Origin of the sequence: Kribbella sp. (assembly GCF_035687465.1) — a bacterium.
Taxonomy (GTDB): domain Bacteria; phylum Actinomycetota; class Actinomycetes; order Propionibacteriales; family Kribbellaceae; genus Kribbella.
On record NZ_DASRXP010000760.1, the window covers coordinates 1 to 13,754 of the forward strand.

Genomic DNA, 13,754 nt, shown 5'->3' on the forward strand with positions numbered 1-13,754 from the left:
GCTCGCACTCGAATCTGCGCCGGCCGGCAACCGCCTGCACGCTGTCGGTGACGAGGGCATCGAATTCCGCCACATCGCCGAGACGATCGGCCACCGACTCGACGTACCGGCTCGCTCGATCGAGGCGGAGGAGGCGGCCGAGTACCTCGGTTTCCTGGCACAGTTCGCTGCCATGGACAACCCGACGACGGCGGTCAAGACCAGCAAGTTGCTGGACTGGCACCCGACGCACCCAGGTCTGCTCGACGAACTGGCAGACGAGCACTACTTCAATTAAGGCTCCAGTGCCGGCTCGTCAGGAGCGGACAGACTCAGTACTGCGCCGGCGACCGCGGGCGAAGCGCTGATCTTCGCCTCGAGCGCTCGCAGTCGGACGGCGACGTGCGACTCGCTGTCGTCACCGGTGAGGTCGACATCACCGATGACCGAGATCATCCGCGGGCCGACGATCTCCAGCCGCAGATAGGTGACCCGGGCGACCTCAGGGGCGTCCAGCAGGGCCTGGAGCGCGGCGGCGCGGACCCGGGGATCCGCCTCCTGCCCGACCAGGAATCGCCGGTTGCGGTTGATCAGGAGCAGCGCGACGTACGCGAGCAGTACGCCGACCAGAATCGAGCCGACCGCATCCGGGATCGAGGAACCGGTGAGCTGGTGGGCGAACAGGCCGGCGGCGGCGATCACCAGACCGGAAAGTGCCGCGGCATCCTCCGCGAACACGGCTCGCAGGGTGGGGTCGGAGGTGGCGAGAACATGTTCGATCAGGTCTCGCTCCAGGGTGCGGGCCTCCGCGCGGGCCTGGCGGGTCGACTGCAGGAACGAGATCCCCTCGAGGACGAAGGAGACGGCGAGGACGACGTACCCGATCACGAAGTCGTCAGCCGGCTCGGGGGTGACGAGCGACTGGATGCCGTGGGTGATCGACACCGCCGCACCGGCCACGAAGAGGCCGAGGGCGGCGAACAGCGACCAGACGTAGGCCTCGCGTCCGTGGCCGAGCGGATGCAGGTCGTCCGGCGGGCGGCTGGACCGCCGGTTGGCGATCAGCAGGAACACCTCGTTGCCGGCGTCGGCCCACGAGTGCGCCGCTTCGGCCAGGATCGAAGCGGACCCGGTCAGGACGGCCGCGAACGATTTCGCCAGCGCGATCAGGATGTTGACGACGAAGGCGACCAGGACCGTCGTCAGGCTCTCGGATTCTCCTGTGGTCTTCGACCCGAGCAGGTCATGGGAGACGCGTTCCCCGGCCGGTTCTTCCATGCGCCAGTGGTAGCACAATTCGGCAGGCGTCTGGCCGAAAGACTCGGCTCACCGGATCCCGTAGTCGTGGATCTTGCGATAGATCGTCGCCCGGGACATCCCCAGCGACCGAGCGGCGTCACCCCGGTTGCCGTTGTTGTCGAGGAGGCTCCGGATGATCGCGTCGCGCTCAAGTGCTTCCAGCTGGCTGAGACTCCGGCGGCTGATCGCTTGCAGGTCTGCAGGCAGATCGGCCAGCAAGATGATGCCGGTCCGTCGCCGGTGCTGGACAACCTGTTTCAAGACCTGGTGCAGTTCCTCGGTGTTGCCCGGCCAGGCTGATCGCAGCAGCTGCTGCATCGCTTCCGGCGAACATCTCAGGTCGCCGTGGCTCAACTGGCTCAGGAAGTACGGGACCAGCTCGCGAACGTCGTCGATGTGGTGCCGCAGCGGTGGCACGTCGACGGTGCTGGGGAACAGCGTCAGCAACTCGCTCAGATCGAGCTGGTTCGAGCCTCCGGTCGTCAGCGTCAGCGCGACCCACGGCGGTTCCGACAGCCGGCGCTCGCGTCCGCTGTACAAGGCGCCGACCAGTTCGTCGAGCCGGAGCGAGCCGAGCCGCTCGGCGTGGCGGATCACCAGCGCCTGGACGGTGTCGTCGGCCAGTTCCGCCTCGAGGTCGGCCGCGAAGTGATCCTGGGCGACGCCGGCATCGACCACCCGGAACGTTCCGGCCGGGTTGTTCTGCTGATGGGCCGCCCTGGCCAGCGCCAGCTTCCCGGCTCCCGGCTCGCCGCTGAGCACGATCCATTGCAGGGCGCGGTAGGCGTTGTCCACGTCCCGGCTGGTGGCGATCCAGGGTGCGCTCCGGCCGACGATGCCTGGCAGCCCCGGGCGGGGTGGCGGCCGGTTCGCACTGACACTCATCAGATTCTGGCCGGCCGGCTGCTGGGTGATCTGGATGACGGCGCCGGCGCCCCGTCGACCCTCGGGTACCGGCTTGCAGGTGATGCGGACCCGTCGCCCGCTCGGCAGCTCGACCGCCACCGCGTTGGCGCCTGCGCGGCCCAGGATGTCGGAGGCGTGGGCGAGGACGGCGGCCTGATCGCTGGCGTCGAGGTTCTGCCGTGCCTTGGCGTTCATCAGCAACAGATCGTCGTTGACCGCGAGCAGCATGTCGCCGGACCGGCGCCCTGCCAGCAGGTACTCCTGGAGCAACTCCTGCTCCCGGGCCGAACAGTCCGTCAGCAGTGCCGCACGGATCTGGTCGGCCGTGGACTTGGCCAGCGTGATCAGCAGCGATCCGGCGTCCTTGCGCCAGCAGGTGAGGTCGATGGCGCCGACCGTCTTGCCGGTGATCGGGTGTTTGATCGGTACTCCGGCACAGGCAAGATCTTCCAGGTCCTCCGCATAGTGCTCGTGCCCGAAAACGTGCGTCGGGGCACCGCGCTCGAGGGCCGTGCCGATGCCGTTCGTCCCGGCGAACTGCTCGGAGTAGCTGAAGCCCGGGGCGAGGTTGACCCGGTCCAGGTGCCTGCTCAACTCTGCATCGGCGGTCAGCCGTCGAAGCACCATCCCGTTGCGTTCGGTCAGGATGATGCTGATCGGCTGTCCGTCGAGATACTCGTGCAGCCGGCGCAGAACCGGGGTCGCACTACGAGCCAGGGGCAGGTCGAGATCGGGGTCCGCGACGTACGGCAGGTCGATCCGGTCGGCCGGCAGGTTCCACCGCCGGGACCGTACCCAGGACGCGAGGACCGGACGGCGTACGTCACCGACCGGGAAGGCGTCGTAGGTCAGAAAACGCAGCCTGGCCTCGGCAACCCGGCTACCGCCGTCGCCTGATACATGTTCCAGTTCGTCCACGAGGCCTCCTGGCATCGCTGTTTGCAGACTAGTGCTTCGCAGGCGTTCTTCCATCACCTCGGGGCTCACCTGATCTGTCTCAATTTGAGACCTCCCGCCCTGCGGCACGGCGATGTACTTCAAACGCAACCAAGACGTGGGCTCAGCCCACGCCCTCAGCGGCCACAGCTAGCGTGAGGAGTGCCATGAGTCGCCAGAGTGTGGCGAAGGCCCACCAGAAGATCCAGGAACTGTCCTGGGAGCCCGCATACCACGAGCCAGTCTCGCAGTACGGGACCGACTACTCGTTCCAGAAGGCTCAGAAGAAGGACCCGCTGAAGCAGGTCCTGCGGTCGTACTTCCCGATGCAGGAAGAGAAGGACCACCGGGTGTACGGCGCCGCCGACGGCGCCATCCGCGGCAACATGTTCCGCCAGGTGCAGGAGCGCTGGCTGGAGTGGCAGAAGTTGTTCCTGAGCATCATCCCGCTGCCGGAGATCTCCGCGGCCCGGGCGATGCCGCTGCTGTTCCGCACGGTACCGAACCCCGAGTTGCACAACGGCCAGGCGATCCAGATGATCGACGAGGTCAGGCACTCGACGATCCAGCAGAACCTCAAGCGCCTGTACATGAACAACTACATCGACCCGGCGGGCTTCAACTCCAGCCTGCGCAACTTCCAGAACGACTACTGCGGCACCATCGGCCGGCAGTTCGCGGAAGGCTTCATCACCGGTGACGCGATCACGGCGGCGAGCATCTACCTCACCATCGTGGCCGAGACCGCCTTCACCAACACGTTGTTCGTCGCGATGCCCGCCGAGGCGGCCGCGAACGGCGACTACCTGCTGCCGACCGTCTTCCACTCTGTGCAGTCGGACGAGTCGCGACACATCAGCAACGGCTACGCCACCCTGTTGATGGCGCTGGCCGACGAAGGAAACCACCAGTTGCTCGCCCGCGACCTGCGGTACGCCTGGTGGAACAACCACCGCGTCGTCGACGCGGCGATCGGCACCTTCATCGAGTACGGCACCAAGGACCGTCGCAAGGACCGGGAGAGCTACGCCGAGATGTGGCGTCGCTGGATCTACGACGACTACTACCGCAGCTACCTGGTGCCGCTGGAGAAGTACGGTCTGGAGATTCCGCACGACCTGATCGAGGAGTCCTGGAACCAGATCTGGAACAAGGGCTACGTGCACGAGGTCGCACAGTTCTTCGCCACCGGCTGGCTCGCCAACTACTGGCGGATCGACCCGATGACGGACAAGGACTTCGAGTGGTTCGAGTTCAAGTACCCGGGCTGGTACGACAAGTACGGCGCCTGGTGGGAGAACTACAACCGTCTGTCGAAGCCGAACGGGCACAACCCGATCGTGTTCGAGGACGTCGACTACGAGTACCCGCACCGCTGCTGGACCTGCATGGTGCCATGCCTGGTCCGCGAGGACATGGTGATGGCGAAGGTCGACGGTCAGTGGCGCACGTACTGCCACGAGATGTGCAAGTGGACCGACGAGACCGCGTTCCGCCCGACGTACCAGGGCCGGCAGACCCCGAACATGGGCAAGCTGATCGGCCACCGTGAGTGGGAGACGCTCTACCACGGCTGGAACTGGGCCGACGTGGTGTCCGACATGGGATTCGTCCGCGACGACGGCAAGACGATGGTCGCGCAACCGCATCTCGATCTGAACCCGGACAAGATGTGGACCCTGGACCACCTCCGGCGCTGCCCACCGCTGCAGAGCCCGAACGTGCTGCTCAACGAGATGAGCGACACCGAGCGGAACGCGTTCGCGGCGAGGTACGTGCGCGGTGGCCCCGCCGGCCGGGCACCTGTCGACAACTGAATCATGGGAGACAAGCACGTCGTCCGGTTCGAGCCCGTCGGCATCGAGATCGAGGTCGACGAGGAACAGACGATCCTGCGGGCCGCGGCCGAGCAGGGCGTGATGTTGATGCACGGCTGCAAGGAGGGGCAATGCTCCTCCTGCAAGTCGTTCGTGCTCGACGGTGACGACATCGAGCTCGAGCGGTACTCGACGTTCGCGCTGCCCGAGTACGAGCTGGACGAGGGCTACACCCTGCTCTGCCGGGCCCATCCGTACGAGGACCTGACGATCGAGCTGCTCAACTACGACGAGGACATGATCCGTTCGGGGCTGCCGATCCAGGAGGCCGTCGCCGAGGTGGTCGCGAACGACGCGGTCACCCACGACATGCGGCACCTGGTACTGCGGCTGCTGGAACCCGGGGAACTGAAGTTCTTCCCGGGCCAGTATCTCGACTTCGCGGTACCGGGATCCGAGGCGACCCGGTCGTTCTCGATGGCGAACACGTCCAGCCGGGACGGTGGACTGCTCGAGTTCGTGATCAAGATCTACCCGGGCGGCGTGTTCTCGTCGCACCTGGCCGAGCGGCTGTCGGTCGGCGACCGGCTCGACCTGACCGGACCGTTCGGGGTCTTCACGCTGCGGGACAACCCTGGCGCCCGGCTGGTCTTCCTCGGCGGCGGAGCCGGGATGGCGCCGATCCTGGCGCTGCTGCGGTCGATGGCCGAGCGGGCCATCGACCGCCCCGCGACCTACTACTACGGGGCGCGCGCCAAGCGCGACCTCTGCTTCGACGAGGAGCTCCGGACACTGGCGGCCACGCTGCCGAACTTCTCCTATGTACCGGCGCTGTCCGAGCCGGCCGACGACGACGAGTGGAAGGGCGAGATCGGCCTGATCACCGATGTCGTCGCCCGGCACGAGCAGGACCTGGCCGGCGTCGACGCGTACGTGTGCGGTCCGCCGCCGATGGTCGAGGCCGCGCTACCCCTGCTGGAACGGCTGGGCGTCGCGCAGAAGCGGATCTTCTACGACAAGTTCACCACCACCGGCGACGCCGGTGATCCCGAGGCGCTGGAGGCAGAAGCCAGATGACGACCACACAGGACTCCCCCCAAGCACGGAGCGTGCCGAAACCGGTCTTCACCGACGCCGAGGCCGGTGCCAAGGCGTTCCCGGACTCGACGGCTCGCCGCTACAACTACTACACGCCGCAGAAGCGCAAGCAGAGCCACTACGAGGACGTCACCGTCGAGGTGCAGCCGGATCCGCGGCACTACCTCAGCCAGGGCTGGCTGTACGGATTCGCCGACGGCCTCGGTGGCTATCCGCTGGACTGGACCGCATTGAAGGCCTGGGGCTCGGACCGGCCGGAGCCGGCCCGCGGTCCCGGCACAGGCGGCAAGGGCTACGACTGGCCGGCCACCGGCTGGCACGAGTTCCGGGACCCGAACGAGGAATGGGAGATGACGCTGTACCGGTACAACTCCAACGTCGTCCGGCAGCTCAACCAGAACATCGAGGCGGCCCGGCAGTCCGACGCCTTCCGGCAGTGGAACCGCAACTGGATCCGCTTCATCGAGCAGCACGTCGGCGCGTGGATGCATGTGGACCAGGGCCTGGGTCTCTACCTGTTCGCGAACGCGAACCGGCGGGCTCCGACCAACATGCACAACAACGCGATCGCGGTGAACAGCATGCACCGGATCCGCGCGGCGCAGGACCTCGCGCTCTACAACCTCACCCTGAGCGAGGAGCTCGACGACTTCGACGGTACTGCGCACCTGGAGACGTGGAACTCCGACCCGGCCTGGCAGGGCGTGCGTGACGTGGCCGAGCGGCTCACCGCGATCGACGACTGGTGCGAGGCCATCTTCGCCGCCAACGTCGTGTTCGAACCGCTCGTCGGCGAACTGTTCCGCAGCCAACTGGTCCAGCAGGCCTCCCCCGGCAACGGCGACTTCGTGACGCCGACCGTCGTCGGCGCGGCGGAGTACGACTTCGCCGAGCGCGACCTGCGCTACACCAGGGCGATGTTCGAACTGCTCACCGCCGACAAGGAGTTCGCCGACCACAACAAGGCGATCCTGCAGGACTGGCTGTCCAACTGGACGACACGCTCGATCGAGGCGGCCCGCACGATGCAACCGCTCTGGTCGCAGCCGGACACCAAGCCGCCACGATTCGAAGACGGGCTGGACCGGGCGAAGAGCCGCTTCAGCGGCATCGTCACCGGACTCGGCCTCACCGAGCCCAAGGAGCTGGCACAGTGACCACCGCTTTCACCACCTCAGAGAGTCCGTTCAAGTCCGACAGCACCGCGTCCAACCGGTGTGGCTTCACCCTGATGAACAACCAGGTCGGCGCCGTCGTCGCCGAGGTGATGAGCCACAAGGACAACGTCACCGTGACGCCGCTGCCGTCGATGATCAGGGTCGACGCGGTCGGCAAGATGGAGGTCAACTACGACGAGATCTCCGAGGCGCTGGGCGAGGAGCCGGGCTACTTCGACGCCGCCGAGTTCGAGGAGAACATGTCCACGCACTACGGCCGGATGATCCATCTCGACGACCGCACGATCATGGTCGCCAACCCCGAGGACGCCGCCGAGTACCTCGGCTTCGACCTGACCGCGTCCAAGTAGAGGGGGTCACACCGTGTACGAGAAGAACGGCGAGAAGTACTTCGTGGTCGACAGCCACATGCATTTCTGGAACGCCGGACCGGACAACTGGGTGCCGGGCGCGGAGCAGTACGCCAAGGGGTGGATCGAGTGCTTCCACGCCTACCAGAGCCTGGCCCCGAAGGAGACCCACTGGCCGATCGAGAAGTTCATGAGCTACACCGAGGACGACCTGATGAAGGACGTCTTCGAGGACGGCTACGTGGACGTGGCGATCTTCCAGCCGACGTACCTGAAGGAGTGGTACACGGAAGGGTTCAACACCACCGAGAAGAACGCCGGCCTCGGTGAGAAACACCCCGGGATGTTCGTCCTCAACACCAGGTTCGACCCGCGGGACGGAGACAACGGCCTGGTCGAGCTGAAGGCGAACGTCGACCGGTACGGCTCGAGGGGCGTCAAGCTCTACACGGCCGAGTGGAACAACGGGTCGCGCGGCTACAAGCTCACCGACCCCGCGGCGTACCGGTACCTGGAGAAGGCCCAGGAGCTGGGGATCAAGAACATCCACGTCCACAAGGGCCCCACCATCTGGCCGCTGGACAAGGACGCGTTCGACGTGTCCGACGTCGACCACGCCGCGACCGACTTCCCCGAGCTCAACTTCATCGTCGAGCACGTCGGGCTGCCGCGGATCGAGGACTTCTGCTTCATGGCGACCCAGGAGCCCAACGTGTACGCCGGACTGTCGGTGGTGATCGGTGGTCTGATGGCTGCCCGGCCGCACTTCTTCGCGAAGGTGATGGGCGAGCTGCTGTTCTGGGTCGGCGAGGACAAGATGACGTTCGGCAGCGACTACGGCATCTGGGAACCGAAGTGGCAGATCGAGGGCTTCGTCGACTGGGAGTTCCCCGACGCCCCCGAGTTCGCGGACTATCCCCGGCTCGGCGTCGAGGGCAAGAAGAAGATCCTCGGGCTGAACGCGGCCAAGCTGTACGACCTCAAGGTGCCTGACGAGCTGCAACTCGCGGACGCCGCCCCGGCCGCGCAGGACGACGCGAAGCTGGTCACGCAGTAATGACGGCGGCCGTCGCGGAGCGGTCCCGGGTCCTCACCGCGCTCGACGCGGTCCGCGACCCTGAGCTGGACGAGCCGATCACCACGCTCGGCTTCGTTTCGGAGTGCATCGTGTCGGCGGCCGGTGACGTCCGGGTCCGGCTCCGGCTGCCGACGTACTTCTGCGCGCCGAACTTCGCGTTCCTGATGGTCGCGGACGCGTACGACGTGGTGTCGGCGCTGCCGGAGGTGCGCAGCGCCGACGTCGCCCTGGAGGACCACTTCGCGTCGGCGGAGATCAACGCCGGGGTGGCGGCACGGGCCGGTTTCGCCGTCTCGTTCGCGGGCGAGGCGGTCGGCGAGCTGGACGAGTTACGGCGGACATTCCTGTCCAAGGCGGTGCTCGCAGGCACCGACCAGGTCTGTCGTCCGCTTCTGGCCGCTGGTCTGGACCCGGCGGCGCTGGCGACCCTGACGATCGGGGAAACGCCCCCGTCGGCACAGCTGGAGAGGCTGTGCCGGCGGCGGGCTGAGCTAGGCCTTCGGGCCGACCCCTCCGCTCCCCTGCTCGTCGACCCCGGCACCGGTGACCCCATCACCGGTGCCGCGGTGTCGCTGCACCTGGGCAGGGCACGGCTGGCCAAGGTCGGGATCGAGGCCAACACCGGCATCTGCCGGGGAATGCTGCGCCACCGGTACGGCACGATCGGTGCGGGTGAGGAGGAGGACGAGTGATGAAGGCCGTTCGACTGCACGGATATCACCAGCAACCAGTGGTCGAGGACGTTCCGGAACCGAGCATCAAGGGCCCGCTGGACGTCGTCGTCAAGATCGGCGGCGCCGGGGTCTGCCGCACCGACCTGCACATCATCGAGGGTCAGTGGGCGGACGCGATGCAGCCGACGCTGCCCTACACGATCGGCCACGAGAACGCCGGCTGGGTCCACGAGATCGGCTCCGCCGTCACCAACGTGGCTGTCGGCGACACCGTGATCCTGCACCCGACACCCACCTGCGGGCTCTGCCACGCCTGCCGGGCCGGCGATGACATGCACTGCGCGGTCAGTACCTTCCCCGGACTGGACAGCGACGGCGGGATGGCGGAGTACCTGCTCACCTCCGCTCGCGCCTGCGTGAAGCTCGACCCGAAGACCCAGCCGCAGGACGTCGCGGCGCTCGCCGACGCCGGCATCACGGCGTACCACGCGGTCCGCAAGGCGATCCCGCTGCTGTACCCCGGAACCACCTGCGTGCTGATCGGCGCGGGCGGGCTGGGTCACATCGGCGTCCAGTGCCTGGCCGCCCTCACCGCCACCACGATCATCGTGGTGGACCGCAACCCGGAGGCGCTGAAGCTCGCCGAGCAGCTCGGCGCCGACCACACGGTCGTCGCTGACGGCAACCAGGTGCAGGCCGTCCAGGACCTGACCGGCGGGGCGGGCGCGAACGTCGTACTCGACTTCGTCGCCGAGCAGGGCGCCGAACAGGACGGCTTCGCGATGACCGCTCCGAACGGCTCGTACTTCGTGATCGGGTACGGCGGCGAACTGCGGATCCCGACCCTGGACATCATCTCCACCGAGCGCAACATCATCGGCAACATCGTGGGCACCTACAACGACCTGGCCGAGCTGATGGCACTCGCGCAGGCCGGGAAGGTCACGCTGCACACCCGGACCTATCCGTTGGACTCCGCCGTCGAGGCGATCGCGGATCTCGATGCCGGCCGGGTCCGGGGCCGCGCGATTCTCGTTCCCTAGCACCACCGTTCTGAAGGAGGAGGAACCGATGGCCAAGGAACTGCGATTCGGTGCAGAAGCGCGTGAGCTGATGCTGGCCGGCGTGGACCAGCTGGCAGAGGCGGTGAAGTCGACGCTTGGCCCCAAAGGCCGCAACGTGATCCTGGAGAAGATCACCGGCTCACCGGTGGTCACCAACGACGGGGTCACCATCGCCCGGGAGATCCACCTGAAGAACCAGTTCGAGAACATGGGCGCCCAGTTGGTCAAGGAAGCGGCGATCAAGACCAACGACATCGTCGGCGACGGCACCACCACCGCGACCGTGCTGGCCCACGCGATCGTCCGCGAGGGCATGCTGGCGATCGGTTCCGGCGGCAACCCGGTGCTGGTCAAGCGCGGCATCGACATCGCGGTCGCGCGCCTGGTCGAGCGGCTGCGCCAGGTCGTGCACCCGGTCGTCACCGAGCAGGACTTCGCCCGGGTGGCGGCGATCTCGGCCAACGACGACAACCAGGTCGGCGCGGTGATCGCCAATGCCTTGTACTCCGTCGGCGACGGCGGCATCGTGACGGTCGAGGAGTCGGCCGCGCACGGGATCCGGGTGGACTTCGTCGAGGGATTCGAGTTCGACAACGGCTACCTGTCGCCGTACATGGTGACCGACCCGGGCAGTCTGCAGGCGGTGCTCGACGACCCCTACATCCTGCTGTGCAGCGAGAAGATCACCAAGGTGCAGGAGCTGATGCCGCTGCTGGACAAGATCATGCGGGCTCCGCGGCCACTGGTGATCATCGCCGAGAGCCTGGAGGGTACGGCGCTCAGCATGCTCGTGCACAACCACGTCAACGGGCATTTCCAGTGCGTCGGCGTCAAGGCACCGGGATTCGGCGACCGGCGGCTGCACAAGCTGGAGGACATCGCCGCGATCACCGGCGGCGCGGTGCTCAGCCGGCACTCGGGATTCACGCTGGAGACGATGACCACCGAGCAGCTCGGCCGGGCCGACCAGGTCCGCGTCACCGCCGACCGGACCGCGATCGTCGCCTCCGCCGGCCATGAGCAGGATGTCGCCTTCCGGCTCGCCCAGCTCCGGGCCGAGCTGGAACGAGCGACGTTCGGGGTCGACGAGGACGTGCTGACCGAGCGGATCGGCGCCCTGTCCGGCAAGGTCGCGGTGATCCAGGTCGGAGCACCGACCCCTGCCGAGCTGAAGGAACTGCAGCACCGCGTCGAGGACGCGCTCTCGGCGACCCGGGCGGCGATGGCCGAGGGGATCGTCGCCGGTGGCGGGGTCGCGATCCTGCACGCGGCGTCGGCACTGGACGATCTCGAGGTGAAGGACGACTACGCCACGGGTGTGGAGATCGTCCGGCGCGCGCTGCGTGAACCGGCCTACCTGATCGCGACCAACGCGGGTTACAACGGTGAGGAGGTGCTGGAGCGGATCAGCCAACTCGGTCCGGACGACGGGTTCGACGCGCTCGAGGGCCGGTACGGGAACATGCTCGAGATGGGTATCGTCGACCCGCTCAGGGTGGCCAGATCGGCCCTGCAGAACGGGGCGTCGGTGGCCGGCCTGCTGTTGACCACCAACACCCTGATCGCCGAGGAGCAGACTCCGTGGGGCGGGAGCGCCGCGCTGATGACCGAGTTCGGCCCCCTCGACGAAGGCCTGCACCAGCCGTCACCGGACTCCAGCACGCCACAATCCCTGGGGTTGGGCCCTTCGGTCGCCTGAGAGCCGCCGGCGTCAGCGGACCTTGAGTGCGGTGGCCGCGCTCTTCCTGGTGTTGCGGCCGTCGGTCACCTCGACGTGGTAGCTGATCGCCTGGCCGCTCTTCACGCCGGTGTCGGTGAAGGTCGTCATCACCGGTGCTGCCCACGAGTAGGACGAACGTGTCCAGCTGCCGACCTTCGTCTTGCCTCGGAAGAGCGTGTAGGTCAACGAGATGTTGTCCGCGTCGACCACCGTCGGGAAGCTGACCGTCGCCGTGTTGGCGCGGGTGCTGGACGCCTTCGGTGTGACCGGCGCGCCCGGCTGGGAACCGCCCGCGGCATTGGTGAACCGGGTGAGGCCCTGCTGGGGTACGCCGTTCACTCGGGTGAAGTCGCCACCGACCCAAAGGTCGTTGCCGCCCGAAGCGAACGCCAGCGGTCCGACCAGGGTGGTTCCGCCCGCGTCGGTGTTCGGGAACCAGGGGCCGAGCTTGCCGTTGACGGCGCCCTCCACCAGCAGATGGTGCATGCCGGTCCCGTCGCCGAAGCCGCCGGCCGTGCTGCAGTCATGCGCGTGCGAACCCTTGTAGACCCAGTTGCCGATGGCCTTGATCGCCTCGGTCGAACCCAGGCAGTTGTTCTTCCACAGCAGCTTCCCGGTCGACACGTCAGCGGCGAGCACGCCGTCGTAGCAGCGGTCGCCGCTGCCGGCATTGGCGACGAAGACCTTGCTGCCGAGTGTGTCGATGTCCTTGACCCGGCTGGTGCACTCGTCCGTCGGCGGCGGGATGGCCGCGGCGGCCGGCATCGAGTAGGCGGCGCCGGTGGTGGTGTTCACCATCGCCAACGCGAAATGGTCGACGTCCTTGAGCGTCGTGAAACCGCCACCGACGAAGACGCGGGTGCCGTCATCGGACAGGTCGATCGCGTGGACGTCGTCGTCCGCGTCCGGATCCCAGGGCAACAGGGCGCCGGTGTTCAGAGTCACCGCGGCAAGCCGGTTGCGGACCACGTTGTCCACCTCGCCGAACGAGCCGCCCAGGTAGACGCTGTTGCCGGAGATCGCGAGTGCCGCCACCCGGTAGCTGACCGCTGGGTCCCAGCCGTCCACCAGTTTGTTGGTGGCGACGCTGAACATCGCAATGTGCTCGCGGCGCACGCCGTCGACCGTGGTGAAGTCGCCGCCGATCACGACGAACTTGCCGTCGGCGGTCGTGGCAATGCTCCAGACAGCACCGTCGAGCTCCGGCGCGAACGTCGTGGGCTCCCCGCTGGTGCGGTTGAACGCGGCGATGTAGGTCCGGGTCGCTTCGCCCTGACCCGGTGCTTTGCCGGGTTGCCGGATCCGGGTGAACAGGCCGCCGGCGTACACGATGCCACCGGCGACGGCGAGCGCGTTCACGCTGTCGTCGGTCTGCCAGGAGGACTGCTTGATCGCGGACACGGCCGAGCCGAATCCCGACGTCGCCGCCCCTACCGGTGGGCCCGCCGGGATCAGCGTCGCCGCGATCACAGCCGCTGCCGTGACAACTGCCAGAACTGCCTTCTTCATCAATGTCCCCGAGGTGCGCAGAAGCCGAAAGGCTGGTAACTGTGTGCCACCATACGATAACTGTCGGCTCACCCGGGAGGTTGGGTGGGGCAGGTCGCGGGGATCACTCGGGGGGTGCGGATCAAGGAGTCGGCGCGGTGCCGGCC

11 protein-coding genes and 1 pseudogene are annotated in these 13,754 nt (G+C 67.3%); 9 read left to right on the forward strand and 3 right to left on the reverse strand.

Going from position 1 to position 13,754, the window contains the following annotated elements; translation table 11 throughout:
- Positions 1–277: pseudogene (locus VFG33_RS40980) on the forward strand (3-beta hydroxysteroid dehydrogenase); the annotation flags it as partial.
- Here VFG33_RS40980 and VFG33_RS40985 read toward each other — a convergent pair.
- Positions 274–1,257 (reverse strand): cation diffusion facilitator family transporter, encoded by a 984-nt coding sequence (locus VFG33_RS40985; protein ID WP_325058447.1) that lies wholly within the window; start codon positions 1,255–1,257, stop codon positions 274–276. The pseudogene VFG33_RS40980 and the gene VFG33_RS40985 overlap by 4 nt on opposite strands.
- A 48-nt stretch (positions 1,258–1,305) precedes the next feature.
- A complete protein-coding gene (locus VFG33_RS40990; RefSeq protein WP_325058448.1) occupies positions 1,306–3,102 on the reverse strand; it encodes a sigma-54-dependent Fis family transcriptional regulator in 1,797 nt (598 codons plus the stop codon).
- A 185-nt stretch (positions 3,103–3,287) separates the two neighbouring features.
- Here VFG33_RS40990 and VFG33_RS40995 point away from each other — a divergent pair, with 185 nt between their 5' ends.
- From VFG33_RS40995 to groL, 8 genes are read left to right on the forward strand one after another with little or no spacing between them, the layout of a single operon-like run.
- Positions 3,288–4,937: a ferritin family protein gene (locus VFG33_RS40995; RefSeq protein ID WP_325058449.1), complete on the forward strand. Its 1,650-nt coding sequence runs from the start codon at positions 3,288–3,290 to the stop codon at positions 4,935–4,937.
- Between the two features lie 3 nt (positions 4,938–4,940).
- On the forward strand, positions 4,941–6,014 hold the full coding sequence (locus VFG33_RS41000; protein ID WP_325058450.1) for an NADH:ubiquinone reductase (Na(+)-transporting) subunit F: 1,074 nt from the start codon (positions 4,941–4,943) through the stop codon (positions 6,012–6,014).
- Positions 6,011–7,192, forward strand: a complete 1,182-nt coding sequence (locus VFG33_RS41005) for a ferritin family protein (protein WP_325058451.1) — start codon at positions 6,011–6,013, stop codon at positions 7,190–7,192. Before VFG33_RS41000 ends, VFG33_RS41005 begins: the two co-directional genes overlap by 4 nt.
- Positions 7,189–7,563 (forward strand): propane 2-monooxygenase effector subunit MimD, encoded by a 375-nt coding sequence (gene mimD / locus VFG33_RS41010; RefSeq protein WP_325058452.1) that lies wholly within the window; start codon positions 7,189–7,191, stop codon positions 7,561–7,563. The genes VFG33_RS41005 and mimD overlap by 4 nt, the downstream gene beginning before the upstream one ends.
- A 13-nt stretch (positions 7,564–7,576) precedes the next feature.
- Positions 7,577–8,620 carry an amidohydrolase family protein gene (locus VFG33_RS41015; RefSeq protein WP_325058453.1) on the forward strand — a complete coding sequence of 348 codons (1,044 nt, stop codon included), beginning with the start codon at positions 7,577–7,579 and terminating at the stop codon, positions 8,618–8,620.
- Positions 8,620–9,333 (forward strand): iron-sulfur cluster assembly protein, encoded by a 714-nt coding sequence (locus VFG33_RS41020; protein WP_325058454.1) that lies wholly within the window; start codon positions 8,620–8,622, stop codon positions 9,331–9,333. The genes VFG33_RS41015 and VFG33_RS41020 overlap by 1 nt, the downstream gene beginning before the upstream one ends.
- On the forward strand, positions 9,333–10,358 hold the full coding sequence (locus VFG33_RS41025; RefSeq protein ID WP_325058455.1) for an NAD(P)-dependent alcohol dehydrogenase: 1,026 nt from the start codon (positions 9,333–9,335) through the stop codon (positions 10,356–10,358). Before VFG33_RS41020 ends, VFG33_RS41025 begins: the two co-directional genes overlap by 1 nt.
- Positions 10,359–10,386: 28 nt before the next feature.
- Entirely contained in the window at positions 10,387–12,078 is a 1,692-nt protein-coding gene (gene groL / locus VFG33_RS41030) for a chaperonin GroEL (protein ID WP_325058456.1), read from the forward strand.
- 12 nt (positions 12,079–12,090) lie between these two features.
- Here groL and VFG33_RS41035 read toward each other — a convergent pair whose 3' ends face one another.
- Positions 12,091–13,608: a WD40 repeat domain-containing protein gene (locus VFG33_RS41035; RefSeq protein WP_325058457.1), complete on the reverse strand. Its 1,518-nt coding sequence runs from the start codon at positions 13,606–13,608 to the stop codon at positions 12,091–12,093.
- Positions 13,609–13,754 lie beyond the last annotated feature (146 nt).